Origin of the sequence: Aeromicrobium sp. UC242_57, from assembly GCF_044452305.1 — a bacterium.
In the GTDB taxonomy this organism is placed as follows: domain Bacteria; phylum Actinomycetota; class Actinomycetes; order Propionibacteriales; family Nocardioidaceae; genus Aeromicrobium.
Map to the genome: position 1 here is coordinate 1,375,028 of NZ_JBIOAM010000003.1, position 26,803 is coordinate 1,401,830.

Here is a 26,803-nt window from a genome sequence, read left to right on the forward strand (position 1 = left end):
ACCAGGTCGTCGTCGTGGGTGCACACCTCGACAGCGTCGCGGCAGGCCCGGGCATCAACGACAACGGCAGCGGAACGGCCGCCATCCTCGAGATCGCGAAGCAGTACAAGAAGACTGGCCTGGCCAAGAAGGCCGTCCCGGCCGGTCCGATTCGCGTTCTGGGGCGCCGAGGAGAAGGGACTGCTCGGCTCGTACCACTACGTCGGCAGCCTGACCGATGCTCAGCGTGCCAAGATCTACGCCAACCTGAATTTCGACATGCTGGGTTCGCCCAACTTCGCCCGGTTCGTCTACGACGGCGACGGCTCGGGAGGATGGCAACGCCGGACCGGCGGGGTCGGCCGAGATCGAGCAGGTCTTCTTGAAGTACTTCAGCAAGAAGAAGCTGGCGACGGCGCCGACGGCATTCGACGGACGATCTGACTACGGACCGTTCATCGAGGTCGGCATCCCGGCCGGAGGGTTGTTCAGCGGCGCCGAAGGCGTCAAGACACCCGAGGAAGTCGCGTTGTTCGGCGGAACCGCCGGGGTGGCATATGACAAGTGCTACCACCAGGCGTGCGACAACATCAGCAACATCAGCACCAAGGCGCTGGATCAGCTCGGTGACGCCGCCGCGCACTCGGTCGCCACGCTGACGTTGTCCAAGAAGGGGCTGTACGGAGATGCGAAGAAGGCCAAGGCCAAGAGAGCGCGGAGCTGACCGGCAAGCACGGTCACTCGCACGGTCAGAAGCGCATCCGCTAAAAGCCCGCCTCAGAAGTTTGGGAGGGCCCGTTGCGGGAGGGCACGGGTCTAGGCTCGGACCGTGCCCTCTCACGATGCCTCCCATGGTCGACTCCTGCTGCTCGACAGCGCCAGCTTGTACTTCCGCGCGTTCTTCGGGATCCCGAAGACGTTGAAAGCCCCTGACGGCACCGCAGTCAACGCACTGCGGGGCATCTTGGACTTCACCTCGTCCCTGACGACGCAGTACGAGCCCGAGGCCGTCGTGGCCTGCTGGGACGAGGCGTGGCGTCCGCAGTGGCGGGTCGACCTGATCGACACCTACAAGACGCAGCGGCTCGATGCCGAGGGCGGCGAGGCCGACACCACCGACGGTTCTGCTGGGCCCTCAGGTGCCGCTGATCGCTGAGGCGTTCGGTCTGCTCGGCATCCCCGTCGTCGGCGCGCCCGACTCCGAGGCCGATGACGTCATTCGGCACGCTCGCCGAGGTCTGGGACGGCCCCGTCGACATCGTGACCGGTGATCGTGACCTGTTTCAGCTCGTCGACGACGAGCGGCAGATCCGCGTCCTGTACGTCGCGAAGGGCGTGTCGAAGCACGAGGTCGTCGACAACGCCTGGCTGCGGACCAAGTACGGCATCGACGCCGCGTCGTACGTCGATTTTGCGGTCATGCGCGGAGATGCCTCGGATGGCCTTCCGGGTGTGGCCGGCATCGGCGACAAGACTGCCGCGGTCCTGCTGGAAGAGTTCGGCGACCTCGATGGCATCGCAGCTGCAGCCCTCGACCCGAGCCGTCGATCAAGCCGCGGGTGCGACAGTCCCTGATCGACTCCGTCGACTACATCGCCGCGGCGCGCGAGGTCGTCGCGGTGCGGCGCAACGTCTGCGAGCTGCCTGACCTGACCGGCACGGCCGATGTCGCAGCGTTCACCGACTTCGGTGCGACCTGGGGTCTCGGCGTGCCACCGAACGAGCACTTGCAGCCAGGTCCGCGATCAGGCGCTGATGCTGGCGTAGCTGACCACGCCGTGACGGAGCGCGTCGAGCGCTTCGCGGGCGGTCTTGCGCAAAGGCCCAGGTCCGGCCGCATCAGCGATCTGCGCGACCACGTCGATCAGCTGCTTCATGGCCCTGACGAAGTCGCCAGCCGCCAGGTCCATGTCGTTGAGCACCTGGTCGAGGGTCGCGTCATGGCACCACGACCAGACCGCCCCCGCGAACGCGAAGTCGGGCGTTCTCAAGAACTTCACCCGATGCTCCCGCTCGAGCTGCTGCAGCTCGGCACACAGGTCGTTCATGGTCGAGGCCGCGTCTCGCACCTCGCGCGTCGGGAACTGCGGCGTGGGCAGGTCGTCGGCATTACGTGACTCGAACGTCAGACCGCTGACGACAGCTGCCAGCTCGGCCGCGTCCAGGGAGTCCCGAGGTGCCCTGACGGAGGCACTCACTGACCAGCAGGTCGAGATCGCTGTAGAGCCGCTTGAGCCGTATGCCGTCGGCAGTCACCTCGTCACCATCGAGGTAGCCCAGGACGTCGAGCACCTGACAGACCCGATCGAACTGGCGGGCGACGGTGTTCGTGCGCTGCTCGATCCGACCACGCTGGTTGCGCGTGTCACGTTCGAGCTTGAGGTAACGCTCAGCCCACCGGGCGTGCGACTCGCGGTCGGGGCACTGGTGACAGGGGTGGTCGCGCAGCTTCTCGCGGATCACGGCAATGCGGGGATCTTCGCGCGTCGGCTGGGCGCGGTACGCCTTCGCGTGGTGGTACGACACCTTGTCGGCGTGCGTGCGCAACGCCGAGGCCAGGTCACGTCGTGCCTGCGGATTGCGCGAGCTGAACGACTTCGGGATGCGCATCGTCGTGATCGGCTCGACGGGCGTCGGGAAGTCGATGATCGCCAGGCGGCGAGCATGCCGGTTGGCGGTGAGCACCATGGGTCGCGGCCCGTCGGAGTCACTGACTCGTCCCGGGTCGAGGACGACGGCCAGTCCGGCGAACTTGCCCACCGGTACGTGGATCACGTCACCGGGCTTCAACCGGACCAGCGAGGCCACGACCTCGTCGCGTTCGGCCTGACGTCGGGCCTTGGAGCCGGTCGCCTCGATGTCGCTGAGGTCTCGGCGCAGCGAGGCGTACTCCATGAAGTCGCCGAGCTCGCACGAGACCCGTTCGCGGTAGCCCTCCAGCGCCTCGTCAGCCTTGCGGATCTGCCGGGCCAGACCCACGACAGCTCGGTCGGCCTGGAACTGGGCGAAGGACTGCTCCAGCAGGTCACGCGCGGTCTCGCGGCCCACCTGGCCGACCAGGTTGACCGCCATGTTGTACGAGGGGTGGAACGACGAGTTCAGCGGGTAGGTGCGCGTGCTCGCGAGCCCGGCGACCTGCTTGGGATCGAGTCCCTGCTGCCAGAGCACGACACCGTGACCTTCGACGTCGATGCCGCGACGGCCAGCCCGTCCGGTGGCTGCTGTGTACTCCCCCGGCGTGATGTTGGCGTGGGTCTCACCATTCCACTTCGACAGCTTCTCGATGACGACCGACCGTGCCGGCATGTTGATGCCCAGTGCCAAGGTCTCGGTCGCGAAGATGACCTTCACGAACCCTTCGCTGAACAGGTCTTCGACACACTCCTTGAAGGTCGGGAGCATGCCCGCGTGGTGCGCCGCGATACCGCGCACCAGACCGTCACGGAACTCGTAGAAGCCCAGGACGTGCAGGTCGTTCTCGGGCAGGTGAGCACACGCCGCATCGACGAACCGGCCGATCTCGGTCTGCTCGTCGGGTGTCGTCAGCGTGATCCGCGCGTCGAGGCACTGCTGCACGGCCTGGGCACAGCCGGCCCGGCTGAAGACGAAGTTGATGGCCGGCAGCAGCCCCTCGGCGTCGAGCCGTTCAACGACCTCGACCCGGCTGGGCGTGCGATTGCGGCTGCGGGGCCGCTTGCCGCCCTTGGCCTTGTGACCCTTCATCATGCGGGTGTACTGCCAGTCGTCGCGGGCCAGACGCTCCAATGCCTTGTTGACCTCGACGCCGCGGTCATCCTTGCTCGGCTCGAACAGCGGGTACAGCGTGCGGCCCACCAGGACGTGCTGGTGCAACGGGATGGGACGTCGCTCCTCGACGATCGTGACGGTGTCGCCCACGTACCTCGGTCAGCCAGTCGCCGAACTCCTCGGCGTTGGACACCGTCGCCGACAGCGAGATGACCGACACCGACTCGGGCAGGTGGATGATGACTTCTTCCCACACCGCGCCACGCATCCGGTCGGCGAGATAGTGCACCTCGTCCATCACGACGTAGCCAAGGGTGTCAAGCGTGCGGGATCCGGCGTACAGCATGTTGCGGAGCACCTCGGTCGTCATGATGACGATCGGCGCCTCACCGTTGATCGTGTTGTCGCCGGTCAGCAGGCCGACCTTGTCCGCACCGTAACGGTCGACCAGGTCGGCGAACTTCTGGTTCGACAGCGCCTTGATGGGCGTCGTGTAGAAGCACTTGCGCCCCGTGGCGAGCGCCAGGTGCACGGCGAACTCGCCGACCAACGTCTTGCCCGAACCGGTCGGTGCGGCGACGAGCACCCCGTGACCGTCCTCGACGACCTTGCAGGCCTCGACCTGGAATCCGTCGAGACCGAACTCGTACAGCCCCTTGAACTCCGTCAGGTGGGGTATCTGCCTGCTGGCTCGTGCTTGTGCGTATTTTTCGGCCGGCGAGGTCATGTGTCCAGACTACGCGGGAGGTGGAGGAGCGAAGACACGCAACGCTCCGGCTGCACGGTCGTCGTCATCGGCAACGCTCCAGACGTTCACCGTCGCCGTACGCGACGATCCCCGGCGATGACAGGGTCACCTCCCGCACACGGTGACGCTCGAACTCCGGCAGGGTCGTGTGCGTGCCACGGTAAGGCTGGGGAAAAACACGCAGGAACTTGCCCTTGCTGACCGGGTTGATGATCACGACGTCGAGCAGGCCGTCGTCGATCTTGGCGCCCTCGCAGATACGCAGGCCGCCACCGAACGACGGCCCGTTGCCCACGGCGACGAGCATCGCCTCGCGGTGGATCGTGACGCCGTCGAGGCTCGATGTCGAACGGCAGGGGTGAGAACGCTGGCGAGCTCCTTTGACGATCGCGATGTTGTACCGCATGTTGCCCCGGGGCCAGGTCATCGCGTTGGCGCGTTCGTTGACCTTGGAGTCGAATCCTGATGCGACGACGGTCGCGACGTAGGCGTTGTCGGCGCGCGCCAGGTCGATCGTGCGCACATGACCGGCCAGGACGACCTCGACTGCTGCATCGACGTCCTTGACCGGAATGTCGAGGGACCGTGCGGTGTCGTTGCCGGTTCCTGCAGGAATCAGCCCGAAGACGAGGTCGGTGTCGGCCACGTGGTCGAGGACGCCGTGCAGGGCACCGTCTCCGCCGACCACGAGCACGCCGTCGAGTCCCTGATCGATCGCCAGCTCAGCTGGTCGCGCGCAGCCGGCGCGTCCTCGCCCTGGATCGTCGTGGTGCGATGTCCTGCGCCGCGCAGCCGATCGGCCGCCTGCGCAGCAATCAGCTCACCCCGCTTCTTGCCTGACGTGGGATTGACCACGAGCGCGAGGTGCATGCCAGCAGCGTAGTGCGATTCAGTCGTCCAGCGGGGATGCTTCGTCATCTGCGGGCTCGTTCTCGGCCGCCAGCTTGTCGCGCTTGCGGTCGGTCAGCTTCGCGATGGCTCGGAGACCAGGTAGAGCACCGTCATCGGCACGGCGAGGAACAGCATCGTCAGCGGATCGGTGCTGGGCGTCGCGATCGCCGCGAAGACGAAGATGCCGATGATCGTCCACGGCCGTGCCTTGGCGAGCTGACGTGCAGCTCGCGATGCCCAGACGGTTGAGCATCACGACCACGAGAGGGATCTGCGCCGCGATGCCGAAGACCAGTACGGTGCGGATCACGAAGTTGAGGTAGTCGCCCAACGACAGCAGCACGTTGACCGAGTCGGGGGCGACGCTGATGAGCACCTCGATCCCCTTGGGGAGCACGAGGTAGCCGACTGTCACGCCGCCGGCGAACAACGGAGCACCGGTTGCCGCGAGCAGCGCCGCCCACCGCTTCTCGTTGCGGTGCAACGCCGGCAGGATGAACGCCCAGATCTGCCACATCCAGATCGGGCTGGAGATCACGAGCCCGATCGCGAGCGACAGCTGCAGCCGGAAGCTGAACGCCGATCCGACGCCGCCGCTCAGCACCAGCTCGGCGTTGAAGCCCTTGCGCTCCAGCAATGGCTTGATGCCATCGACGTAGGGCTGCTTGATGAACGCAAAGGCGTCAGGGTAGATGATCCAGCCCACGATAGTTCCGACAAGAATGGCCAGAACGGCGAGGGTCAGGCGGTTGCGCAGCTCGCGCAGGTGTCCCATGAGCGGCATCGTGCCGCCCGGTTGCGGGCGGGCGTGCCGGGTCGCAGCGCCAAACGTCAGCCCTGTTCGGGCTTCTTGTCTGCCTCAATCGTCTCGAGGGAGGCCGGCTTGACCGGCTCGTCGTCATCGTCGTCGTGCATCGCCTTGACCTCGGTCTTGAAGATGCGCAGGGCCTTGCCTGAGCCACGAGCGAGCTCGGGAAGCTCTTGCCACCGAACAGCAGCAGCACGACTCCGAGGATGATCAAGATCTCGGTGGGGCCGATCTGACGGAACATGATTACTCCTCTGTGGGTACGACGTCTTCATCGTACGCCTGCAAGGCTACGCGAGCGTCGTCAATCACCTGTGAGCGGACTGACTCGGCTCGATGACCGTCACAGAGCCGGCATTGCGCAGGACCAGACGGCGCAACCAGTCGAGGTCGGCGCCGTAGATCTTGGCCCGCCACACACCGTCATCGTTCTGCTCGAGCAGATCGACCTGGTAGTACTCGGTCAGCCAGTGGGCGCGCGGATGCAGGTCGACCAGCACGTACGGCGTCTGCTCGCCGACTGTGAAGAAGCCGTCGGACAGGTCGCGCGTGGTGGCGTCGTGATCCTCGACATCGATCGCGGTGACCTCGGCCGTCAGGATCCGGTCGAGCCGGAAGAACCGCAAGTCTTCGGCCTTCAGGCACCACGCCTCGAGGTACAGCTTGCCCTGCTCGGTGAACAGCCGGCGAGGATCGACCTGGCGGTCGGAGACCTCGTCGCGCGTGGCAGTGGCGTACGACAGCTCCAGCCGCTTGCCCGTGGCAAGTGCGCGGACGATCGCACTGTGGATGTCTGCATCGACCGTGTCGAGGACGATGTCGACGGGTGCGGTGACGCTGTCGCCCACAGCGCTCTCGACCTTGGCCAGGGTTGCGTCGATGACGGTCAGCCGGCGCCGCTGGCTGACGCTCGCAGCGTGCGTAGCGCGACGATCAGCGCGACACCTTCACGCGAGCCGATCCGCAACGGACGGGTCATGAAGTCGGCATCGCGGATGTGAACGATGCCATCGCGCTCCAGCGCCGTCAGATCGAAATCGATCAGCTCTCCGGCGTACTCCCCCGTGCCGGTGTACATCAACAGGCGAAGGTCGTCGCGGATCACCTTGGGCGTCACCCCGAACTCTGCGGCCACCTCGTTGACGGGCACGCCGTCATTGCCCTGCAGGTACGGGACCAAAGCGAGCATCCGGATGACCTGCTGCTGCGAACGGCTCACGTGCTGCCCTCCAACGAACCGTCGACCGCTGCCCGCAATCGGGTGATCACGGACGAGCGCACCTCGGGTGGCGAGATCACGACGGCGTCAGGGCCGTAGGACGCGACCTCGGACGCCAGCTCCCAGTGAGACGAGTAGCGAAGCCGGATCTCGTCGAGCCCGTTGCCCAGTGGTGTCACAGACTCAGCCATGCGTCGCAGCGACTGTCCTCTCCCAGCACGGACGTGCAGCACGGCTGCCTCGGCCGGTGCCGGCGGGAACAGTGCCCGGGCGAACTCCTTCATGTCGATGCCATCAGGGATCTCGTAGGATCCCGGCTGCCCCGATGTCTCGACCTCGCCGATGACGCGCGACAACCGGAACAGTCTTCGTTCGTTGCGGTCGAGGTCGAAACCGCCGACATACCAGCGGTCGCGCCACGAGATGATCCCCCACGGCTGCAGATGCCTGAGCATCGGCTGCTGGTTGGGCCTGGCGTACGAGAACGTGACCGGAACCCGACGGGTTGTCGCATCCACATCGCGTCGAAGGACGGCTCGTCGGTCGACAGCTTCGGGCTCGGCCATGCGAAGGACGCTCGTGTCGACGTCGACACCGATCGCTTTGAGCTTGACCAGCGCCGTCGTCGACTGGCTCGCCATGCCTGCGTGCTCCCAGACCTGGGTAGCGAGCCCGATGACAGCAGCCTCTTCCCGCGTGAGCCTCGAGATCAGGCAGCTCAGCCTCGTCACGACGGATCCGGTATCCGGGCTCGTCGTTGAAGTACTTGTCGTTCTGCCCCGTCTCGACGTTGATGCCGAGCTCCCGCAACTCGTCCTTGTCGCGTTCGAACTTGCGGTCGAAGGCGGCCGGCGACGAGTCGCGGTAGTCGGCGATCGACTCTCGGATCTGATCTTTCGTCAGGTACTGACGACTCACCAGAAGAGCGAAGATGAGGTTCATCAACCTCTCGGTCTTGCGCTCGGCCATGACAGGAGGATGTCAGGAAGCAGCGGCTGCGTCGAGGAGGTCGATCGCGAAGATCAGCGTGTCGCCCTTCTCTGATGATGTCGCCTTGCGGCTGGTCGCCGTACGCCTTGTCTGCGGGGCACACCAGCACGACCCGGCTGCCAGCTTCTGGCCGACCAGCAGCTCGTCCCAGCACTTGATCAGACCGCCGGTACCCACCGGGAACCTGCCGGCGACTTGGACCACGACTCGTCGAAGACCTTGCCGTCGGGGTAGACCTGCCCGACGTACTGCGCCGTCAGGGTCTGGCCCTTCCCGATCTTCGCTCCGTCACCCTGGATGACGGTGTGCAGGCTCGCCTTGGTCTGCTTCTTCTTGGTGTCCTTGGTCGGCGTGAAGCCGGAGGGATGGTTGTCCTTGTCGAGCTCGAGCTTCGGCAGGTCCGACGGCAGGCTCTTGGCCTTGCCGGTGACCTCGGTCGGCACCTTGGCGACGATGTCGAAGACGAAGACCAACGAGTCGTCGGCCTTGATGTCGAACTCCTTCTGAGCGGCCCCGAAACCGTCCTTGGGCGAGACGCCCACCACGACACGGCTGCCGACCTTCTGATCGGTCAGGCCCTTGACGATGCCCTTGAAGAGCGTCTCGTCGAGCGTCCAGGTGACCGGGGTGCCGCGGGTGAAGGAGCTGTCGAACTGCTTGCCGGTACGTCCGTTGAGGGCCGCGTAGTTGACCTTGACGGTGTCGCCGGCCTTGACGACGTCGCCGTCACCCTCTGAGACCACGTCGGTCGAGGTCTTGGTGACCTTGAACCCTTTGTCGACGGTGATCTTGGGAGTCTTGGCCGAGCTCACCTTGACCGATGACAGATCGGCACCGCCACCATCGGAATCGCTGCCCCCACAGCCGGCAAGAACGAGGCTGGCGGCAACAGATGCCAGGAGAATTCGACGCACGATGAACGACCTTTGGGTGGACGGGACAAATCGTGGATCATCGTAACGACAGCCCCCAAGTAACCCGCAGTCACATCCCGTCTATCAACCTCTGCACCCGTTCGTCCTCGGAGCGGAACGGATCTTTGCACAGCACCGTGCGCTGAGCCTGGTCGTTGAGCTTGAGGTGGACCCAGTCGACCGTGAAGTCTCGACGTCGCTCCTGTGCGCGCTTGATGAAGTCGCCTCGCAGCCTCGCCCGGGTGGTCTGCGGAGGAATTGACTTGGCCGCGAACACGTCGAGATCGTTGGTGACGCGCGCGACCGCTCCGCGCTTCTCCAGCAGGTAGAACAGACCGCGATCGCGTCGGATGTCGTGATAGGCCAGGTCGAGCTGGGCGATCCGCGGATCACCCCAGCCCATCCCGTGCGTCGTGCGGTAGCGGTCGAGCAGCTTGTACTTGATGATCCAGTCGACTTCACGCTCGACCAATGACAGGTCTTCGGACTCGACGGCCTTGAGCGTGCGCTCCCACAGGTCGAGGGCGCGGGTGATCGTGGGTGTGTGCAGGCCGTTCTTGTCGACGAACTCGGCTGCTTTGCCGAAGTACTCGGCCTGGATCTCCAGGGCCGACAGCTCGCGACCGTTGGCGAGCTGGACCTTGCGTCGTCCGGTCATGTCGTGCGAGATCTCGCGAATCGCCCGGATTGGGTTGTCCAACGTCATGTCGCGCATCGCGACGCCGGCCTCGATCATCCGCAGGACCAGGTCGGTGGTGGCGACCTTGAGCAGGGTCGTGGTCTCGCTCATGTTGGAGTCGCCCACGATGACGTGAAGACGCCGGAAGCGCTCGGCGTCGGCATGCGGTTCGTCGCGCGTGTTGATGATGGGCCGCGACCGGGTCGTAGCGCTCGAGACACCCTCCCAGATGTGCTCGGCGCGCTGGCTGACCGAAAAGATCGTGCCGCGCGGCGTCTGCTGGATCTTGCCAGCACCGCAGATGATCTGACGTGACACCAGGAACGGGATCAGGACGTCGGCCAGTCGGCTGAACTCGCCGTGCCTGCTCACCAGGTAGTTCTCGTGGCAGCCGTAGGAGTTGCCAGCCGAGTCGGTGTTGTTCTTGAACAGGTAGATGTCGCCCTCGACGCCGTCGTCTGCCAGGCGCTGCTGGGCGTCGAGCATGAGGCCTTCGAGGATGCGCTCCCCCGCCCGGTCATGCGTGACCAGGTCGACGAGGTCGTCGCACTCTGGCGTGGCGTACTCGGGATGGCTGCCGACGTCGAGGTAGAGCCGGGCACCGTTGCGCAAGAAGACGTTGCTGCTGCGACCCCATGACACGACGCGCCGGAACAGGTAGCGGGCCACCTCGTCGGGTGACAGACGACGCTGGCCCTTGAATGAACACGTGACGCCGTACTCGTTCTCGATACCGAAGATCCGTCGGTCCATGTCGCCAGCCTAGTCGCGTGCACGCAACCGTGCGGGATGACGCGCAAAACGCTGGTAGCCTGGCAGGCGTGGGGTCGTATCGGCCCTCCGGACGAGGGAGCCGTACCCGGCAAGCGACAAGACGGCCGTGAGGAAGATGTCATGGCATGGTTGGTACTCGTTGTCTCTGGTGTTCTCGAGTCGGTCTGGGCTGTCGCGCTCGGCAAGAGCGAGGGCTTCAGCAGCTTCGCACCGTCTGCACTCTTCTTGGTCGCGCTGACCGCGAGCATGGCTGGCTTGGCCTACGCCATGCGGACACTGCCGATCGGCACCGCCTACGCGATCTGGGTCGCTATCGGAGCGTCACTGACGGTCGCCTTCGGCATGATCTCAGGTGACGAGTCGGCCGGTCTGCTGAAGATCTTGCTGCTCGTTGGGCTGGTCAGCTGCGTCGTGGGCCTGAAGCTCACGCACTGATCATCGATCGACCGTCACGGGTGGCGGCGCACGTGCGCCGTCCCCGGAGGACGTCGATGCCATGCGGCGGTGCACCGTCGGACGGATTGATCCGACGTTCCTTGGCTTCGGCCCGATGCTCCTGCTCGATCGCGCGGCCCGGCAGCATCGCGGCGGAAAACACGTCGAGGCCGGCGGCGCTGAGCCCACGCCGACGCTTCGAGACTCGCTCGACCGCCGCCAGGACCACCAGCAACACGACCAGACCCGGCAGTGTCGCGGCGAACAACACGCCGAAGCTCACGGGATCTACTTGCCCAACGCCGCCACGACGTCGGCGTCGCTGAGTCGTTTGAACTTGCGGGGCTGGGGGCGGGTGCGCGACAACGTGGCGATCTCGAGCGCCGAGGCCTCCACCGTGCGCACCGGGTCAGTGTCCTGGCCCAACGCCGTCACGGCGAGCTTGATGGCGCTCTCCAGGTCGAGGGCCGCGGTGTAGTGCTCGACCAGATAGCTCTCGACCTTTTCATTCTGGCCTCCCATGACACCAAAACCAGGCACATCAGCCACCGAGCCGTCGTACGTCAGCCGGTACACCTGGTCGTGGGCGGCGTCGTCGCCGAGCTCGCCGACGAAGATCTCGACCTCGTACGGCTTCTCCCCGCCGGACGAGAAGATCGTGCCGAGGGTCTGGGCGTAGGCGTTGGCCAGACCGCGGGCGGTGACGTCGCGGCGGTCGTAGGCGTAGCCGCGCATGTCGGCGAGCCGCACTCCCGCGATGCGCAGGTTCTCGAACTCGTTGTAGCGGCCAACAGCAGCGAAGCCGATGCGGTCGTAGATCTCGCTGATCTTGTGCAGGGCCTGCGACGGATTCTCCGCGACGAAGACGATGCCGTCGGCGTACTGCACGACAACGACGCTGCGCCCGCGGCTGATGCCCTTGCGAGCAAAGTCGGCCCGGTCCTTCATCAGCTGCTCGGGCGAGACGTAGAACTGCTGGGTCATGGGTGCTCCTCGGATGTCTTCTACGTCAGGGGTCTACGTCAGTCAGTTGAGCGGGGCCGGCGGCCCGTCGGGCGGACCAGCCGCCCGCCGATGACGTCATCGGCGATCGCACCGACCTCGTCGGCGGCCAGACGTCGGTAGCCGTCGGCTGTCACGACCGACACGACCGGGAAGATCCGCCTCGTCAGGTCGGGGCCTCCAGTGGCGGAGTCGTCGTCGGCGGCGTCGTACAGGGCCTGGATCGCCGCGGTGACGCAGTCGCCCTCGGTCAGCCCACGGCTGTAGAGCTTCTTGAGCGATCCGCGGGCGAACACCGAGCCCGAGCCGACGGTGTGGAAGCCGCTGTGCTCCTCGTACCGGCCGCCTGTCACGTCGTAGGAGAAGATGCGCCCCTGCTGGGTCTCGAAGTCGAAGCCGGCGAACAACGGCACGACTGCCAGCCCCTGCATGGCCAGACCGAGGTTGCCCCGGATCAGGGCGGCCAAGCGATTGGCCTTGCCGTCGGCCGACAGCACAGTGCCTTCGATCTTCTCGTAGTGCTCGAGCTCGACCTGGAACAGCCGGACCATCTCGATCGCGAGTCCGGCGCTGCCGGCGATGCCGATGCACGAGTACTCGTCGGCCGGGAAGACCTTCTCGATGTCGCGCTGGGCGATGACGTTGCCCATCGTGGCGCGGCGGTCGCCGGCCATGACTACACCACCGTCGAACGTCGCAGCGACGATCGTCGTGGCGTGGGGAGCCAGGTCAGCAGTGGCTCCGGCGGCTCGCGAGGCGGCCCCCGGCATGAGCTGGGGGGCAGCAGACGCGAGGTAGTCGGCGAACGACGAGTTGCCGGTCAGGCGGGTGCCCTCAGGCAGCATCACTGTCCGCCCTTCTGCACGAAGCTGCGGACGAACTCCTCGGCATTCTCCTCGAGGACGTCATCGATCTCGTCGAGGATCGAGTCGACGTCGTCATCGAGCTTGGCCTTGGCCTCGGTGTCGACCTCGGTGGGCTCGACCTGCTCGTCGGCCTCGGCTGGCTTGCGCGTGTTCTTGTGCTGCTGCTCTGACATGACACAACCCTATCCCCCGAAGACCACCCAGGGGCGGTGACTTGGCGACGTATCCGGTCCGTGGATGCGCCGCTGCGTCACCTGACCTTGGCGAAACTCAGGGTGAACGCTCAGTGGCTGTGCCATGCTCGGGCCGTGAAGATGCGACTCGCCGTGCTCGTGACGATCCTGCTGAGCGCCGGGTTGGTCGCAGGATGTGGATCGCCACCCGCAACCTCCGGCAAGGACTCAGAGACCGTCCTCGTTCACGGAGTGGTCGAGAGAGATGGCAAGCCGCTGCAGGACGCCAGGGTCTGGCTCACCTTGTGGCCAGAGGACCTAGACGACTTACCTGAGGGCGGAACCGTCGACACCAAGGCCTTCAAGCCGGCGAAGACCAACAGCGACGGCAAGTATGTGCTGAGCCTCGATCCGGATGAGCTGACGTCTCGTTACTTCAACGGCGACCTCCTCAACTTCGACATCTCGGTCTCGGACGAAGTGAAGAACGGACAGTGGGGCTCGACTGTCTACCTCGTCAAGGAGCGGTTCTGGCGCCAGGACGAGCAGGATCGGATAGCCGACGACGTCCATCAGATCGACTTCGACCTCGGCAAGAGTCCGTCCGTCACGTTGGAGACCCTTGACGCCCCCGACAAGCATGAGCTCCTGATCATTCCCGGCGCGGGCGAAGCGAGCTAGACCGCGTCCATGCCCTCACACCGCTCCCCCGGCCGCGCCCGCGTGCCGCGCAGCTTCTGGGTATACGTCGGCCTGTTGTCCCTGGCCGTGGCGGTGCTCCTCGCCGCGGCACTCGCAGGATGGTTGCCGCCGTGGTTCGACTACGTCGTGTACGCCCTGATTGCGGTCTCGTTCATCTTCAGGCTCCGTGAGGTCCCCGCAGAGCTTCGACGGATGCGCGATGCCAACTCGCGTATCGACCCGGAGTACCGGCGGTCCAAACGACGCTAGCCCGGCTCGCACGCAGCTCGTCGGTCATCTCATCGTCCGGTGATGGCGTGGAACAGGTCGGCGGCCGTGTTGCTGTTCTCGAAGAGCTGCCCGACGTGCTCGGCGGTTCCCCGCAACGGCTCCATGGTGGGGATCCGTTGCAGGGAGTCACGGCCGGGCAGGTCGAAGATCACCGAGTCCCACGACGCGGCAGCGATGTCCTTGCTGAACTTGGCCAGGCATCGGCCACGGAAGAACGCTCGCGTGTCGTGCGGGGGCTCGGTGACCGCAGCGGTGATCTGCTCGTCGGTGAACAGCCTGTCCATCCGTCCGGTGCGCACGGCTGGTGGTACAGGCCTTTGTGCAGCCGCACGTCGTGATACTGCACGTCGACCAGGTGCAGCTGGCGTGGTCCCACGACAGGCCGTCGCGTTCGCGGTAACGCTCGAGCAGGGCCAGCTTGGCCACCCAGTCGAGCTCGCGCACGCACTCCATCGGGTCGCGCGCCAAGCGGACAAGGACGCTTTCCCACCGCTGGAGGATGTCGTCGGTCTGCTCGTCCGAGCCGTTGCGGGCGACGAATGCCTTGGCCAGCTCGAGGTACTCGCCCTGCAGCTCGAGGGCTGTCACGGTTCGGCCGCTCTCCAGCTCGACCTTGTGCGTCAGGCTCGGATCGTGCGAGATGTCGTGCACGGCCTTGACCGGCTCAGCCAGTGCCAGGCTCTCGGTGATGAAGCCGGCCTCGATCATGGCGAGCACCAGCGATGTCGTGCCGTGCTTGAGGTAGATCGCTGTCTCGGAGCAGTTGGCGTCGCCGATGATGACGTGCAGTCGGCGGTACTTGCGCGGGTCGGCGTGCGGCTCGTCGCGGGTGTTGATGATGGGCCGCTTGAGCGTCGTCTCCAGGCCGACCCCGACCTCGAAGTAGTCGGCCCGCTGGCTGATCTGGAAGGCATGGACGCTGCCATCCTGCTGCTGCCCGACACGGCCTGCGCCCGTAAAGACCTGACGCGAGACGAAGAACGGCGTCAGGTGCTGCACGATGTGCTCGAACGGCACGTCGCGGCGCATCAAGTAGTTCTCGTGCGAGCCGTACGAGGCGCCCTTGTTGTCGACGTTGTTCTTGTACAGGACGATCGGCGGGGTGTTGGGCATCTGTCCGGCGAGCTCTGCGGCCAGCCGCATGACGTCCTCACCGGCCTTCTCCCACCGCACGACGTCCAGCGGGTTGGTGACCTCAGGACTGGAGTACTCCGGGTGCGCGTGATCGACGTAGAGGCGAGCGCCATTGGTCAGGATGATGTTGGCCAGACCCATGTCCTCGTCGGTGAGCTGCGACGGATCGGCCGCATCGCGGCTGAGGTCGAAACCGCGCGCGTCCCGCAGCGGGCTCTCCTCCTCGAAGTCCCACCGCGCGCGGCGCGTCAGACCGTGCGCCGCCGCATAAGCGTTCACGACGTGGGTCGAGGCGACCATCGGATTGGCGTGCGGCTGTCCCTGCGCGGCGATGCCGTACTCGACCTCACTACCCTGCACCCGGCGAACTGTCATGCTTCGACCCTAGCCGCCTGGGGATCATTCGCGTGCTGCGATGACCTTGGCCAAATGGACGCTGTCGTCGTAGTCGGCGTAGAAGCCGAACTTCGGAATCGACTCGTAGCCAGCTGATGTGTACAAGGCAATAGCCTCCGGCTGCGCCGTCCCGGTCTCCAGGACGAGGCGAGTCGCACCAGCTGCTGCGGCCGTGGTCTCCAGCTCGGCCAGGATCTGTCTGGCCAGCCCCTGTCGTGCGAACGCCGGACGGACGAACATCCGCTTGATCTCCGCATCGGACTGCCCCGCCGGACCACCACGCCGCCACCCGCCCATCGCGGCAGGAACCTCGTCGACGTAGATCATGACGAAGTGTCCGCCGGGCGGGTCGAACTGGTGCACGTCGATCGGTGCGACGTCGCCGTCACCGCCGTAGCGCCGGCCGTACTCGGCCTGCACCTCGGCGGTCAGCAGCTGCGCGTCGTCGCACGCGTACGAGACCCTCCGCAGCTCGCGGGTGGCAGGGAGATCGTGCGTCAGTGTGGCTCCTAGAGGTACTGGCCGGTGTTGGCGACCGTATCGATCGACCGTCCGGGCTCGTTGCCGCTCTTGCCGGAGATCAAGGTGCGGATGAACACGATGCGCTCACCCTTCTTGCCGAGATCCGCGCCCAGTCGTCAGGGTTGGTCGTGTTGGGCAGGTCTTCGTTCTCCTTGAACTCGTCGAGGCAGGCCTGCAGCATGTGCTGGATGCGCAGACCGCGAGCGCCGTGGTCGAGGAGATCCTTGATCGCCATCTTCTTGGCCCGGTCGACGATGTTCTGGATCATCGCGCCGGAGTTGAAGTCCTTGAAGTACAGCACTTCCTTGTCGCCGTTGGCGTACGTGACCTCGAGGAACTGGTTGTCCTCGGACTCGGTGTACATGCGCTCGACGGTGCGCTGGATCATCCCGCTGACGCAGGCCTGCCGGTCGCCGCTCCACTCGTCGAGGTCATCAGGATGCAACGGCAGGCTGGCAGTCAGGTACTTGCTGAAGATGTCGCGGGCCGACTCGGCGTCGGGGCGCTCGATCTTGATCTTGACGTCGAGTCGACCCGGCCGCAGGATCGCGGGGTCGATCATGTCTTCGCGGTTGGACGCACCGATGACCAGCACGTTCTCGAGGCCTTCGACGCCGTCGATCTCGCTGAGCAGCTGCGGAACGATGGTGTTCTCGACATCGGACGAGACGCCCGAGCCGCGCGTGCGGAACAGCGAGTCCATCTCGTCGAAGAACACGATGACGGGTGTGCCCTCGCTGGCCTTCTCACGGGCGCGCTGGAACACCAGGCGGATGTGCCGCTCGGTCTCGCCGACGTACTTGTTGAGCAGCTCGGGCCCTTGATGTTGAGGAAGAACGACCGCCCTTCCTCACCCGTGCGTTCCGAGACCTTCTTGGCCAAGGACGCGGCGACGGCCTTCGCGATCATGGTCTTGCCACATCCGGGCGGCCCGTACAGCAGGACGCCCTTGGGCGGCTTCAGCTCGTGCTCGATGAAGATCTCTGGATGCAGGTAGGGCAGCTCGACTGCGTCGCGGATCGACTCGATCTGCTGGCGCAGGCCACCGATCGAGTCGTAGTCGATGTCGGGCACCTCTTCGAGGACGAGCTCTTCGACCTCGGACTTCGGCACCCGCTCGTAGACGTAACCGGATCGACCGTCGAGCAGCAGCGAGTCGCCGGCGCGGATCTTGAGCCCCAGCAGCGGCTCGGCCAGTCGGACGACACGCTCTTCGTCGGTGTGTCCGAGCACGAGGGCACGCTCGCCGTCGGCCAGGATCTCCTTGAGCGTCACGACTTCACCGGTCTGCTCGAACTCCAGCGCCGTGACGACATTCATGGCCTCGTTGAGGATGACCTCTTGTCCCTTGCGGAGGGCATCACGATCGACCGTGGGGCTCACGTTGACCCGCAGCTTGCGACCACCGGTGAACACGTCGACCGTGTCGTCCTCGTTGAGCTGCAGGAACGTGCCGAAGCCGGTCGGCGGCTGTGCGAGCCGGTCGACTTCTTCCTTCAGCGTCACGATCTGGTCGCGGGCCTCGCGCAGCGTCGACGTCAGCCGTTCGTTCTGGCTGTTCGTCGCCGAAAGCTCGGCTTCCAGCTCGGTCAGCGCGGCGTTGGTCGATCGCTCGGTACCGAGGCGCCGGCGCAGATGTTCGACCTCCGCGCGCAAGTAGGCAATCTCCTGGTCGGGACCACTCATGCTGGTGGGCTCGTTCTCGCTCATCAGACACCTCCTGCTCGTACGGATGACCCTACCCGTCAAGACAACTTTGTGAATGTCATCTCAAGCACTGCCTCAAGTGTCGTTTGGACAACGTTGCAAGACCGTCGCGCCCGGACCCGGTCAGCAGACGGTCAGCGCACCGTCAGGAAGCGTCGTGCCCGAACGGCCTGGGGCCGGTGTAGTCCGGTCCGTAGGCACCCGGCGCGGGCCGCCGCGACGTGCCCATCGAGTGGTAACCGGGCGCCATGCGGCGTGCGGTGACCAGGAAGGCGGTGTGCCCGTTCATCTTGTGCTGCGGCCGCACCGCCAGGCCCTCGAGGTGCCAGTCGCGCTCAAGCGTCTCCCACGCCCGCGGCTCGGTGAATCCGCCGTCCTCGCGGATCGTCTCGACGAACCTCGACAGCTGTGTCGTCGTGGCGACGTAGGCGCAGATGATGCCGCCGGGGACCAGGCGTTCGACGGCCAGTGGGATGCACGACCACGGGTCGACCATGTCGAGGATCAGTCGATCGATCTCGGTCTCGGTGATGACCTCGCGGACGTCACCGACCGTCAACGTCCAACCGGGCAGGTCGGTGCCGGCGACCTGGTGCACGTTCTTCGTGACGTTCTCGGCGAACTCCTCGCGCAGGCGTCAGGAGCCCAGCGTGCCGGTCGGTCCGATGGCCCGCAGCAGGTAAGACGTCAAGCTGCCCGACCCGGCGCCTGCCTCGACGACGCGTGCTCCGGGGTAGATGTCGGCCTGCGCGACGATCTGCGCGGCGTCCTTGGGGTAGATGATCGCGGCGCCGCGCGGCATCGAGACGACGTACTCGAACAGCAACGGCCGGAACACCTGGTACGGGGCGTCCATCGACGAGTGGATGACGATCCCCTCGGGCTGGCCGAGCATGTCGTCGTGCTTGATCTGGCCCTTCTTGGTCGAGAACTCCTTCCGGCCTCGGCTGGACGTTGTGCTTGCGGCCCTTGGGGTCGGTCAGGCGGACCCATTCGCCTTCGGTGAGGGGTCCGCTGCGGGTGAAGGAAGTCATTTTCGGCTCGCTCGATAGGCATCGTCGACGGCGCGTGTGGTCAGGACACCGAACACGCTTCCGTCTGGTTCGGTCAGTACGTAGTTCTCAGCAGGACGCACGGTCATGGCACGCAACAGCTCGGTGCCGTGCAGATCTGCGGGCAGGGCGACGGCCCCTGGCGGTGGTGTCGCACCGGGCACCGCGAGCTCGCGGGCAACGGCTGGTTGATCCGGGCGGTGCGTGCGGCGCTGCGGAGGGCCTGGCTCGCCCCTTGCCACAGGACGACGGCGACCATCGCGGCAACTAGCAGGTTCAGCACGCCCTCCTCGGCGTCGCCGAACGTCACCAGCGCTGCGACGACGAGGGCGACGGCCGTGAGACGACCGACCCAGCCGGCCGCCCGGATGCCGACCTCCTCGTCGCGGGTGACCATCCAGATGACGGCGCGAAAGACTCGTCCGCCGTCGAGCGGCAGCCCCGGGATCATGTTGAAGATCGCGACGATCAGGTTGACCACGGCGATCGACCACACGACATCAGCCGCCGTGCCCGTGCCCAGTGCATCCGACACGCCGAATGCTCCCAGCGCGATCGCGAGCGACGCGGCCGGGCCGACGATCGAGGTCAACAGCTCCTGGCTGGGCGTGCGGCTCTGCCCCGCGATCAGGGTCTCGCCGCCCAACAAGTGCAGGGTGACCGAGTCGACCCGCATCCCGTACGACCGTGCCATGACGAGGTGGGCGATCTCGTGCACCAGGATCGACACGTACAGCGACACGACGAAGATCGTCGACAGGACGTACGGATTGGTGTCGGTCCAGTTCTCGTACCGAGGCGCGAACACGACCACCAGGATCGCGCCCAGGATCAGCAACGACGGGCGGATCAGCAGATCGACTCCGAACAGCCGACCGATCCGCCACGCGCCGGGTCGGTGGGAGTCGCTCACCAGGCCAACCTATCGGGTGTGCAGCGACGACGTGGTGTGTCGGCCCCGAGAACTAGGGTGATGGCCATGACGGAGAATGCCGCACCGCTGACCTATCGCCGGTCGCTGTCGCCCAGCCGTGCTGGCGACTTCCAGAACTGTCCGCTGCTCTACCGGTTCCGGGTCATCGACCGGCTGCCCGAGCCGGCCGACCCCGTCATGGTGCGCGGCACGCTGGTCCACGCCGTCCTCGAAGACTTGTTCGGCGAGGCAGCGCCAGAGCGCACGTTGCAGCGCGCGGTCGAGCTGCTGCCCGGTGAGTGGGCTGCCCTGCGCGAGGCGGAGCCGCGGCTGGCCGAGCTGTTCACCGCCGAGCAGGCTGCCGACGAGACGGCGTGGCTCGCGTCCTGCGTCGACCTGTTGACGACCTACTTCGGCATGGAAGATCCCCGGTGGCTCGAGCCCGCGGCGCGAGAAGAACGGGTCTCCTACGAGGACGAGTCAGGCGTGGCCTTCGGCGGCATCATCGACCGCGTCGACATCGCGCCCGACGGACGCATCAGAGTGGTCGACTACAAGACGGGGCGAGCGCCCAACCCCCGCTACGAGGACAAGGCGCTGTTCCAGATGAAGTTCTACGCGCTCGTCATCTGGCGCACGCGCGGTGTCATCCCGACGCTTCTACAGCTGATGTACCTCGGCGACGGCGCGTTCCTGCGCTACGAGCCGACCGAGGACGATCTGCTGGCGACCGAGAAGAACTCGCGGCCCTCTGGAGCGCGATCGAGCGGGCCATCGAGCTGCGTGACTTCCCGCCCCGCAAGAGCGGGCTGTGCGGCTGGTGCGCGCACCAGTCACTGTGCCCCGAGTTCGGCGGCACCCCGCCTGAGCTTCCACTGCTGCAGATCGCCACCTGAGCCTAGGGTGGTGACATGCCGACTCCCTTGACTGCGCTGATCGCCCTCCTGCCCGCGTTGAACGATCCCGCCGAGCCGTTCGTCTTCTCCGTCGAAGGCGACACGATCGTCGGAAGCTGGGACATCGTGAAAGCCACCTCGCTCTACCCCTTGGCCAAGGAGATCGAGACGATCGACAAGGACTACCGCATCACGGTCTCGTTCGACGCCGACCACGGCACCTACGACTTCACCGAACGCCACACGTCGACCACCGGCTCGGTCGGCATCGACGACGGCAAGATCGGCGGAAAGCTCGAGAAGCAGCTGTTCTCCGGCAAGAGCTCCAGCAAGTCGTTCAGCTGGCAGGTCGGCGGCATCCGCAAGACCGACGACGGGATCACCGCCGCCCCTCTCACCTACTCGTTCGAGACGAGCCGCATCAAGGAGCCGCTGTTCGACTTCCTGCAGCAGCATGGCTGGTCGCGCAAGAAGGGCTTGCTGGGCAAGCTCTTCAACCGCTGAAGCTCAGCTGAAGAAGCTGTCCAGATCGTCCGGCGTCACACCGGCCAAGGTCGATATCTGCACCCGCCGTTCGGCTTCCGGGACGTTGACGAAGTGCGGTACCGCGAGCACGTCGCAGCCGGCAGCCGTCGCAGAGGCTGCGCCAGTCGCCGAGTCCTCGATCGCCAGGCACTTGCTGGCGTCCACGCCCAGCTTCTCGGCCGCCAGCAGGTACGGATCAGGAAAGGGCTTGGGCCGCTCGACCGTGTCACCGGTGACGACAGCCGCGAACGGAAGCGCTGATGCCACCGGCTCGGCGATAGCGGTGTACGACATCGTCACCAGGGCCTGCGGAACACCGGCGGCGTCCAGCGCCTCGATCAGCTCACGCGCCCCGGGACGCCACTCGATGCCCGCGCGCAATGCCGCGGCCAAGCGTTCGACGAGGTAGTCGACGATCTCCTCGGCCGACAGGTCGAGCTCGAGGCGCTCCCGGATGTACTCCCCCGACGCGATCAGCGAGTTGCCGACGAGCTGCAAGGCATCCTCTTTCGGTCCAGATCTTTCCGTGCGCCTCGGCGAGCTCGTGCTCTGCGGCCATCCACAACGGCTCGGTGTCGACGATCGTGCCGTCGAGATCCCACAGGACTGCTGCATAGGAAGTCACCCGAACACGGTAGCCGTCCACCGGTGAGTCACCGTCTCCGGAGGGTTGGGATGCGTGAGAGACTAGGAACCTAGTTCGGGAACTCCCGAGGCCCAGGCGAGCCCGCCGCCGGCTGGAGTTCCCCAGCATTCCCTTATTTGTCTAGCCGGACCTGAGGATTGCTCGTGACTGAGTCTTCGAACCATCGCCCTGACGCCACCGACGCGCTGACCGAGGCGCTGACCAGCCGCATCATGGTGCTTGACGGCGCGATGGGCACGGCTATTCAGCGTGACCGGCCCGACGAGGCTGGCTACCGCGGCGATCGGTTCAAGGACTGGCCGTCGGACGTGCAGGGCAACAACGACCTGTTGTCGATCACGCAGCCGCAGATCATCGCCGGCATCCACCGCGAGTACCTCGAAGCCGGCGCCGACCTGATCGAGACCAACACGTTCAACGCGACGTCGATCTCGCTGAGCGACTACGGCATGGAAGACCTCGCCTACAGCTCAACCTGGAGTCGGCCCGCCTCGCCCGCCGCGAGTGCGACGCCGTCACGGTGCTCAACCCCGACAAGCCCCGCTACGTCGTCGGAGCCATCGGCCCCGACCAGTCGCACGGCGTCCATCTCGCCCGACGTCAACGACCCCGGCGCGCGCAACATCACCTACGACCAGCTGGTCGAGGCCTACCTCGAGCAGGCCAACGGTCTGATTGATGGTGGCTCCGACGTCCTCATGATCGAGACGATCTTCGACACCCTCAACGCCAAGGCCGCGATCTTCGCGCTCGAGACGTTGTTCGAGCAGCACGGGCGCCGCTGGCCGGTCATCATCTCCGGCACGATCACCGACGCCTCGGGCCGAACGCTCTCGGGCCAGGTCACCGAAGCGTTCTGGTACTCGGTGCGACACGTCAAGCCGTTGCTCGTCGGACTCAACTGCGCGCTGGGTGCCAAGGAGATGCGCCCCTACATCGCCGAGATGTCCCGGGTCGCCGACACCTTCGTGAGCTTGCTACCCCAACGCCGGTCTGCCTAATGCGTTCGGCGAGTACGACGAGGCACCTGACGAGACGTCCGCCATCGTCTCGGAGTTCGCCGACGCCGGATTCGTCAACCTCGTCGGCGGTTGCTGCGGCACGACGCCGGCCCACATCGCCGCGATCGCCCGTGACGTCGCCGGCAAGAGCCCGCGCATCCGACCCACGATCGCTCCGGCGCTGCGGCTCTCAGGTCTCGAACCATTGATCGTCACGGAGGACTCTCTGTTCCTCAATGTCGGCGAGCGCACGAACATCACCGGCTCGGCACGCTTCCGCAACCTGATCAAGGCCGGCGACTACCCCACGGCGCTGAGTGTCGCGCGTCAGCAGGTCGAGAACGGCGCGCAGGTCATCGACGTCAACATGGACGAGGGCATGATCGACGGCGTCGATGCGATGGAGCGCTTCACCAAGCTCATCGCGACCGAGCCCGACATCTGCCGTGTGCCGACCATGGTCGACTCCTCCAAGTGGGAGGTCATCGAGGCGGGGCTCAAGTGCGTGCAGGGCAAGGCGATCGTCAACTCGATCTCGATGAAGGAAGGCGTCGACAAGTTCGTCCGCGAAGCCCAGCTGTGTCGCAAGTACGGCGCTGCGGTCGTCGTCATGGCCTTCGACGAGGACGGGCAGGCCGACAATCTCGAACGACGCAAGCAGATCTGCGAACGTGCCTACCGGATCCTGGTCGACGAGGTCGGCTTCCCGGCCGAAGACATCATCTTCGACCCCAACGTGTTCGCGGTGGCGACCGGTATCGAGGAGCACGCCAACTACGGTCTCGACTTCATCGAGGCGACCCGGTGGATCAAGCAAAACCTTCCCGGCGCGCTGATCTCCGGTGGCGTCTCCAACGTCTCGTTCTCGTTCCGCGGCAACAATCCCGTGCGCGAAGCCATCCACGCCGTGTTCCTGTACCACGCGATCAACGCCGGCATGGACATGGGAATCGTCAACGCCGGCGCGCTCGAGGTCTACGACGAGGTGCCCGAGCTGCTGCGTGAGCGCATCGAGGACGTCATCCTCAACCGGCGCGCCGACAGCACCGAGCGGTTGCTCGAGATCGCCGGAGACTTCGCCGGCGACGGCTCCGTCAAGGAATCGCCACCGAGGAGTGGCGTTCGCTGCCAGTCGGCGAACGGATCACCCACGCGCTCGTCAAGGGCATCGACGAGTTCGCCGAGTCCGACACCGAAGAGCTCCGTGCTGAGATCAGCGCCCGCGGCGGCCGCCCGATCGAGGTCATCGAGGGGCCGCTCATGGACGGCATGAACGTCGTCGGCGACCTCTTCGGCGAGGGCAAGATGTTCTTGCCGCAGGTCGTGAAGTCGGCGCGCGTCATGAAGAAGGCCGTCGCCTACCTGATCCCGTTCATCGAGGCCGAGAAGCAGCCCGGCGACGCCGAGCGCAGCAACGGCAAGGTCGTCATGGCCACGGTCAAGGGCGATGTCCACGACATCGGCAAGAACATCGTCGGCGTCGTGCTGCAGTGCAACAACTACGACGTCGTCGACCTCGGGGTCATGGTGCCGGCGCAGAAGATCCTCGACGCCGCCAAGGCTGAAGGTGCCGACGTCATCGGTCTGTCCGGGCTGATCACCCCGTCGCTCGACGAGATGGTCAACTTCGCCGCCGAGATGGAGCGTCAAGGGTTCGACATCCCGCTGATGATCGGCGGTGCGACGACGTCGCGTGCCCACACGGCGGTCAAGGTCGACCAGAAGTACCACGGTCCCGTCATCTGGGTGAAGGACGCCTCGCGTTCGGTGCCCGTCGTCGCAGCTCTGCTGTCCGACGAGCAGCGTCCCAAGCTGCTCGCCGAGACTGACGTCGACTACGAGTCCCTGCGCGAACGTCACGCGGCCCGGCAGGACACTCGCTCGCTGCTGACGATCGCCGCTGCCCGCGCGCAGGCCACGCCGATCGACTGGTCCGACTACCACCCGCCGCGTCCCCGCCTGCTCGCGCAGCAGGCCCGTGACCTGTGCTCCGGTCCCGGCTGCGACCACCGGCACGGCGAGGCGACTCAGTTCGTCAAGACCTTCACCGACTACCCGCTCGACGAGCTGCGTGCCTACATCGACTGGCAGCCGTTCTTCAACGCGTGGGAGATGAAGGGCAAGTTCCCCGACATCCTGAACAACCCCACGTCGGGCGAAGCGGCCCGCGAGCCTACGACGACGCGCAGGCGATGCTCGACCGGTTGATCGACGAGAAGTGGATCCACGCCAATGGCGTGTTCGGCCTGTTCCCGGCCAGCCAGGTCGCCGGTGACGACATCGAGGTCTACACCGACGAGTCCCGATCGACCGTGCTGACGACATTACGCCAGCGCCAGCAGGGCGAGGGTCGGGCGGGCTCGTCGCGCAAGTCGTTGGCCGACTTCGTGGCACCGAAGGAGACCGGCTTGCGCGACTACGTCGGCGCGTTCGCGGTCACGGCTGGTGTTGGCATCACCGACCGGATCCAGACGTTCAAGAAAGAGCTCGACGACTACAGCGCGATCTTGCTGGAGTCGCTGGCAGATCGACTCGCCGAAGCCTTCGCCGAGCGCATGCACGAACGGGTCCGCAAGGAGTTCTGGGCCTACGTCCCCAACGAGGCGCTCAGCAACGAAGAGCTGATCAAGGAGAAGTACGCCGGCATCCGTCCGGCCCCCGGCTACCCTGCCTGCCCCGAGCACACCGAGAAGCAGACCATCTGGGAGCTTGCTCGACGTCGAGGCCAACACCGGCATCGAGCTCACCGAGAGCATGGCGATGTGGCCCGGAGCATCCGTCAGCGGGCTGTACTTCTCGCACCCCGAGTCGTCGTACTTCGTGCTGGGACGCATCGGTCGCGACCAGGTCGAGGACTATGCGACCCGCAAGGGCTGGACGCTCGACGAGGCGGAGAAGTGGTTGTCGCCGAACCTGGGGTACAGAACCGAGAACGAGTAGACCCGCGCCGCGCTCGTTCCTCGCGCTCCCTGCGCAGCTCGCCAGGGCTCGCCGCGCCGCGGCTGCCTCGCTCCGCTCGGCCCATGGTTGAGCCAGCATCGGGCTGGTCGGGGATAGTGTGGAGGGGTGAGCTCGAACGTTGATATCCCCGATGCGTGATCCCTGGATGGTGGCAGCGTTCGAGGGCTGGAACGACGCCGCCGATGCGGCCTCCGGCACCGTCGATCACCTGATCGAGGAGTGGGAGGCCGCTGCTGATCGAGCTCGACCCCGAAGAGTTCTACAACTTCCAAGAACACCGTCCGCAGGTGCTCACGACCGAGGTCGGTGAGCGGGTCATCCTGTGGCCGACGCCGGCGATCTATCACGCGCGCCCCAAGCACAGCGAGCGCGACGTGCTGATCCTGCGGGCACCCGAGCCGCACTTTCGCTGGAAGACGTTCTGCTCGACCGTCGTCGGCATCGCCCAGCTGGCCGGCGTGACCGAGATCGTGACGCTGGGCGCGTTGCTCGCCGACTCGCCGCACACCCGGCCGGTGCCCGTCACCGCTCGACGTCCGACCCGGTCCTGATGGAACGGATGTCGTTTGATGCCCTCGCGCTACAACGGCCCCATCGGCATCACGTCGGTGCTCGCCGAGGTCGCCGCAGCCGAAGGGATCGCATCGGCCTCTCTGTGGGCAGCAGTCCCCCACTACCTCGCCGAACCGCCCTGCCCCAAGGCCACCCTGGCGCTGCTCGGCGCCCTCGAAGACGCGGTCGGAATCCCGCTGCCCCAAGGCGTGCTGTCTCGCTGACCGAGGCCTGGCAACGGGGCGCTGACGAGCTGACCTCTCAGGACGACGAGATTGCCGAGTACGTCGAGGCGCTCGAG

The 26,803-nt window shown here is 66.0% G+C and carries 33 protein-coding genes, 8 pseudogenes and 1 riboswitch; of the genes and pseudogenes, 17 read left to right on the forward strand and 24 right to left on the reverse strand.

Features of this window, described 5'->3' with window-relative positions; genetic code table 11:
* Positions 1-14 precede the first annotated feature (14 nt).
* From ACHMWU_RS19080 to ACHMWU_RS19095, 4 genes and pseudogenes are all read left to right on the forward strand, one after another.
* Positions 15-423, forward strand: a pseudogene (locus ACHMWU_RS19080) (M20/M25/M40 family metallo-hydrolase).
* Positions 362-703, forward strand: a complete 342-nt coding sequence (locus ACHMWU_RS19085) for a M28 family peptidase (protein WP_396045954.1) — start codon at positions 362-364, stop codon at positions 701-703. The pseudogene ACHMWU_RS19080 and the gene ACHMWU_RS19085 overlap by 62 nt, the downstream one beginning before the upstream one ends.
* Positions 704-808: 105 nt before the next feature.
* The gene (locus ACHMWU_RS19090; RefSeq protein ID WP_396045956.1) at positions 809-1,135 is read left to right on the forward strand and encodes a hypothetical protein; all 327 of its coding nucleotides are present in this window, start codon (positions 809-811) and stop codon (positions 1,133-1,135) included.
* A gap of 53 nt (positions 1,136-1,188) precedes the next feature.
* Positions 1,189-1,554: a 5'-3' exonuclease H3TH domain-containing protein gene (locus tag ACHMWU_RS19095; protein ID WP_396045958.1), complete on the forward strand. Its 366-nt coding sequence runs from the start codon at positions 1,189-1,191 to the stop codon at positions 1,552-1,554.
* A 170-nt stretch (positions 1,555-1,724) separates the two neighbouring features.
* On the opposite strand, the gene ACHMWU_RS19100 is transcribed toward ACHMWU_RS19095, so the two are convergent.
* The 14 genes and pseudogenes from ACHMWU_RS19100 to pafA form a co-directional block, all read right to left on the reverse strand.
* The gene (locus tag ACHMWU_RS19100; RefSeq protein ID WP_396045960.1) at positions 1,725-2,177 is read right to left on the reverse strand and encodes a hypothetical protein; all 453 of its coding nucleotides are present in this window, start codon (positions 2,175-2,177) and stop codon (positions 1,725-1,727) included.
* On the reverse strand, positions 2,089-3,876 hold the full coding sequence (locus ACHMWU_RS19105; protein ID WP_396045962.1) for a helicase-related protein: 1,788 nt from the start codon (positions 3,874-3,876) through the stop codon (positions 2,089-2,091). The genes ACHMWU_RS19100 and ACHMWU_RS19105 overlap by 89 nt, the downstream gene beginning before the upstream one ends.
* The gene (locus tag ACHMWU_RS19110; RefSeq protein ID WP_396045964.1) at positions 3,770-4,453 is read right to left on the reverse strand and encodes a DEAD/DEAH box helicase; all 684 of its coding nucleotides are present in this window, start codon (positions 4,451-4,453) and stop codon (positions 3,770-3,772) included. Before ACHMWU_RS19110 ends, ACHMWU_RS19105 begins: the two co-directional genes overlap by 107 nt.
* Positions 4,454-4,517: 64 nt before the next feature.
* The gene (locus ACHMWU_RS19115) at positions 4,518-5,168 is read right to left on the reverse strand and encodes a diacylglycerol kinase family protein (protein WP_396045966.1); all 651 of its coding nucleotides are present in this window, start codon (positions 5,166-5,168) and stop codon (positions 4,518-4,520) included.
* Positions 5,090-5,392, reverse strand: a complete 303-nt coding sequence (locus tag ACHMWU_RS19120) for a hypothetical protein (RefSeq protein WP_396045968.1) — start codon at positions 5,390-5,392, stop codon at positions 5,090-5,092. The genes ACHMWU_RS19115 and ACHMWU_RS19120 overlap by 79 nt, the downstream gene beginning before the upstream one ends.
* A 45-nt stretch (positions 5,393-5,437) precedes the next feature.
* Positions 5,438-5,557: a hypothetical protein gene (locus tag ACHMWU_RS19125; RefSeq protein ID WP_396046902.1), complete on the reverse strand. Its 120-nt coding sequence runs from the start codon at positions 5,555-5,557 to the stop codon at positions 5,438-5,440.
* A gap of 37 nt (positions 5,558-5,594) precedes the next feature.
* Positions 5,595-6,149 (reverse strand): annotated as a pseudogene (tatC, locus tag ACHMWU_RS19130) (twin-arginine translocase subunit TatC); the annotation flags it as partial.
* Positions 6,150-6,196: 47 nt separating this feature from the next.
* Positions 6,197-6,448 (reverse strand): twin-arginine translocase TatA/TatE family subunit, encoded by a 252-nt coding sequence (locus ACHMWU_RS19135; protein ID WP_396045970.1) that lies wholly within the window; start codon positions 6,446-6,448, stop codon positions 6,197-6,199.
* 33 nt (positions 6,449-6,481) lie between these two features.
* Complete coding sequence (locus ACHMWU_RS19140; RefSeq protein ID WP_396045972.1) at positions 6,482-7,021, reverse strand: helix-turn-helix transcriptional regulator; 540 nt, start codon at positions 7,019-7,021, stop codon at positions 6,482-6,484.
* Positions 7,022-7,059: 38 nt separating this feature from the next.
* Positions 7,060-7,392 carry a hypothetical protein gene (locus ACHMWU_RS19145; protein WP_396045974.1) on the reverse strand — a complete coding sequence of 111 codons (333 nt, stop codon included), beginning with the start codon at positions 7,390-7,392 and terminating at the stop codon, positions 7,060-7,062.
* Entirely contained in the window at positions 7,389-8,123 is a 735-nt protein-coding gene (locus ACHMWU_RS19150; protein WP_396045976.1) for a helix-turn-helix transcriptional regulator, read from the reverse strand. The genes ACHMWU_RS19145 and ACHMWU_RS19150 overlap by 4 nt, the downstream gene beginning before the upstream one ends.
* Positions 8,124-8,373: 250 nt before the next feature.
* Complete coding sequence (locus ACHMWU_RS19155) at positions 8,374-8,559, reverse strand: hypothetical protein (RefSeq protein ID WP_396045978.1); 186 nt, start codon at positions 8,557-8,559, stop codon at positions 8,374-8,376.
* Complete coding sequence (locus tag ACHMWU_RS19160) at positions 8,541-9,296, reverse strand: FKBP-type peptidyl-prolyl cis-trans isomerase (protein ID WP_396045980.1); 756 nt, start codon at positions 9,294-9,296, stop codon at positions 8,541-8,543. Before ACHMWU_RS19160 ends, ACHMWU_RS19155 begins: the two co-directional genes overlap by 19 nt.
* A gap of 70 nt (positions 9,297-9,366) precedes the next feature.
* On the reverse strand, positions 9,367-10,728 hold the full coding sequence (pafA, locus tag ACHMWU_RS19165; protein WP_396045982.1) for a Pup--protein ligase: 1,362 nt from the start codon (positions 10,726-10,728) through the stop codon (positions 9,367-9,369).
* 66 nt (positions 10,729-10,794) lie between these two features.
* A riboswitch (guanidine-III (ykkC-III) riboswitch) is annotated at positions 10,795-10,858 on the forward strand.
* An 11-nt stretch (positions 10,859-10,869) separates the two neighbouring features.
* Here pafA and ACHMWU_RS19170 point away from each other — a divergent pair.
* Positions 10,870-11,184 (forward strand): DMT family transporter, encoded by a 315-nt coding sequence (locus ACHMWU_RS19170; RefSeq protein ID WP_396045984.1) that lies wholly within the window; start codon positions 10,870-10,872, stop codon positions 11,182-11,184.
* Here ACHMWU_RS19170 and ACHMWU_RS19175 read toward each other — a convergent pair.
* From ACHMWU_RS19175 to ACHMWU_RS19190, 4 genes are read right to left on the reverse strand one after another with little or no spacing between them, the layout of a single operon-like run.
* Positions 11,174-11,467 carry a hypothetical protein gene (locus tag ACHMWU_RS19175; RefSeq protein ID WP_396045986.1) on the reverse strand — a complete coding sequence of 98 codons (294 nt, stop codon included), beginning with the start codon at positions 11,465-11,467 and terminating at the stop codon, positions 11,174-11,176. The two genes, ACHMWU_RS19170 and ACHMWU_RS19175, sit on opposite strands and share 11 nt — an antisense overlap.
* A gap of 5 nt (positions 11,468-11,472) precedes the next feature.
* Positions 11,473-12,168 (reverse strand): proteasome subunit alpha, encoded by a 696-nt coding sequence (prcA, locus tag ACHMWU_RS19180; RefSeq protein ID WP_396045988.1) that lies wholly within the window; start codon positions 12,166-12,168, stop codon positions 11,473-11,475.
* Positions 12,169-12,206: 38 nt separating this feature from the next.
* The gene (gene prcB, locus ACHMWU_RS19185) at positions 12,207-13,031 is read right to left on the reverse strand and encodes a proteasome subunit beta (RefSeq protein ID WP_396045990.1); all 825 of its coding nucleotides are present in this window, start codon (positions 13,029-13,031) and stop codon (positions 12,207-12,209) included.
* Positions 13,031-13,225 carry a ubiquitin-like protein Pup gene (locus ACHMWU_RS19190; RefSeq protein WP_396045992.1) on the reverse strand — a complete coding sequence of 65 codons (195 nt, stop codon included), beginning with the start codon at positions 13,223-13,225 and terminating at the stop codon, positions 13,031-13,033. The genes prcB and ACHMWU_RS19190 overlap by 1 nt, the downstream gene beginning before the upstream one ends.
* 135 nt (positions 13,226-13,360) lie before the next feature.
* Between ACHMWU_RS19190 and ACHMWU_RS19195 the strand changes: the two genes are divergently transcribed.
* Entirely contained in the window at positions 13,361-13,906 is a 546-nt protein-coding gene (locus tag ACHMWU_RS19195) for a hypothetical protein (protein WP_396045994.1), read from the forward strand.
* Positions 13,907-13,915: 9 nt separating this feature from the next.
* A complete protein-coding gene (locus tag ACHMWU_RS19200; RefSeq protein ID WP_396045996.1) occupies positions 13,916-14,176 on the forward strand; it encodes a hypothetical protein in 261 nt (86 codons plus the stop codon).
* Between the two features lie 29 nt (positions 14,177-14,205).
* Here the strand turns inward: ACHMWU_RS19200 and dop are convergent.
* From dop to ACHMWU_RS19225, 5 genes and pseudogenes are all read right to left on the reverse strand, one after another.
* Positions 14,206-15,706 (reverse strand): annotated as a pseudogene (gene dop, locus ACHMWU_RS19205) (depupylase/deamidase Dop).
* Between the two features lie 24 nt (positions 15,707-15,730).
* Positions 15,731-16,147 carry a GNAT family N-acetyltransferase gene (locus tag ACHMWU_RS19210; RefSeq protein WP_396045998.1) on the reverse strand — a complete coding sequence of 139 codons (417 nt, stop codon included), beginning with the start codon at positions 16,145-16,147 and terminating at the stop codon, positions 15,731-15,733.
* Between the two features lie 89 nt (positions 16,148-16,236).
* Positions 16,237-17,959, reverse strand: a pseudogene (gene arc / locus ACHMWU_RS19215) (proteasome ATPase).
* Positions 17,960-18,101: 142 nt separating this feature from the next.
* A pseudogene (locus ACHMWU_RS19220) lies at positions 18,102-18,990 on the reverse strand (tRNA (adenine-N1)-methyltransferase).
* 103 nt (positions 18,991-19,093) lie between these two features.
* Complete coding sequence (locus ACHMWU_RS19225) at positions 19,094-19,921, reverse strand: site-2 protease family protein (protein ID WP_396046000.1); 828 nt, start codon at positions 19,919-19,921, stop codon at positions 19,094-19,096.
* A gap of 66 nt (positions 19,922-19,987) precedes the next feature.
* Here ACHMWU_RS19225 and ACHMWU_RS19230 point away from each other — a divergent pair, with 66 nt between their 5' ends.
* Both ACHMWU_RS19230 and ACHMWU_RS19235 read left to right on the forward strand, forming a co-directional pair.
* Positions 19,988-20,848, forward strand: coding sequence for a RecB family exonuclease (locus ACHMWU_RS19230; protein ID WP_396046002.1), 861 nt, complete (start codon positions 19,988-19,990; stop codon positions 20,846-20,848).
* On the forward strand, positions 20,833-21,321 hold the full coding sequence (locus ACHMWU_RS19235; RefSeq protein ID WP_396046004.1) for a hypothetical protein: 489 nt from the start codon (positions 20,833-20,835) through the stop codon (positions 21,319-21,321). Before ACHMWU_RS19230 ends, ACHMWU_RS19235 begins: the two co-directional genes overlap by 16 nt.
* Positions 21,322-21,324: 3 nt before the next feature.
* On the opposite strand, the gene ACHMWU_RS19240 is transcribed toward ACHMWU_RS19235, so the two are convergent.
* Entirely contained in the window at positions 21,325-21,840 is a 516-nt protein-coding gene (locus tag ACHMWU_RS19240) for an HAD family hydrolase (RefSeq protein ID WP_396046006.1), read from the reverse strand.
* A 291-nt stretch (positions 21,841-22,131) separates the two neighbouring features.
* Between ACHMWU_RS19240 and ACHMWU_RS19245 the strand changes: the two genes are divergently transcribed.
* From ACHMWU_RS19245 to ACHMWU_RS19280, 8 genes and pseudogenes are all read left to right on the forward strand, one after another.
* Entirely contained in the window at positions 22,132-22,989 is an 858-nt protein-coding gene (locus tag ACHMWU_RS19245) for a homocysteine S-methyltransferase family protein (protein WP_396046009.1), read from the forward strand.
* Positions 22,982-23,065: pseudogene (locus ACHMWU_RS19250) on the forward strand (hypothetical protein); the annotation flags it as partial. The gene ACHMWU_RS19245 and the pseudogene ACHMWU_RS19250, both read left to right, overlap by 8 nt.
* Before the next feature lie 129 nt (positions 23,066-23,194).
* Complete coding sequence (locus tag ACHMWU_RS19255; protein WP_396046011.1) at positions 23,195-24,262, forward strand: dihydropteroate synthase; 1,068 nt, start codon at positions 23,195-23,197, stop codon at positions 24,260-24,262.
* Positions 24,157-25,197 (forward strand): cobalamin-dependent protein, encoded by a 1,041-nt coding sequence (locus ACHMWU_RS19260; protein ID WP_396046904.1) that lies wholly within the window; start codon positions 24,157-24,159, stop codon positions 25,195-25,197. The genes ACHMWU_RS19255 and ACHMWU_RS19260 overlap by 106 nt, the downstream gene beginning before the upstream one ends.
* Positions 25,095-25,631, forward strand: a pseudogene (locus ACHMWU_RS19265) (vitamin B12 dependent-methionine synthase activation domain-containing protein); the annotation flags it as partial. The gene ACHMWU_RS19260 and the pseudogene ACHMWU_RS19265, both read left to right, overlap by 103 nt.
* Before the next feature lie 118 nt (positions 25,632-25,749).
* Positions 25,750-25,929 (forward strand): vitamin B12 dependent-methionine synthase activation domain-containing protein, encoded by a 180-nt coding sequence (locus ACHMWU_RS19270; RefSeq protein WP_396046906.1) that lies wholly within the window; start codon positions 25,750-25,752, stop codon positions 25,927-25,929.
* Positions 25,930-26,080: 151 nt separating this feature from the next.
* Complete coding sequence (locus ACHMWU_RS19275; RefSeq protein ID WP_396046013.1) at positions 26,081-26,260, forward strand: hypothetical protein; 180 nt, start codon at positions 26,081-26,083, stop codon at positions 26,258-26,260.
* Positions 26,238-26,726: pseudogene (locus tag ACHMWU_RS19280) on the forward strand (PAC2 family protein). The gene ACHMWU_RS19275 and the pseudogene ACHMWU_RS19280 overlap by 23 nt, the downstream one beginning before the upstream one ends.
* Positions 26,727-26,803 lie beyond the last annotated feature (77 nt).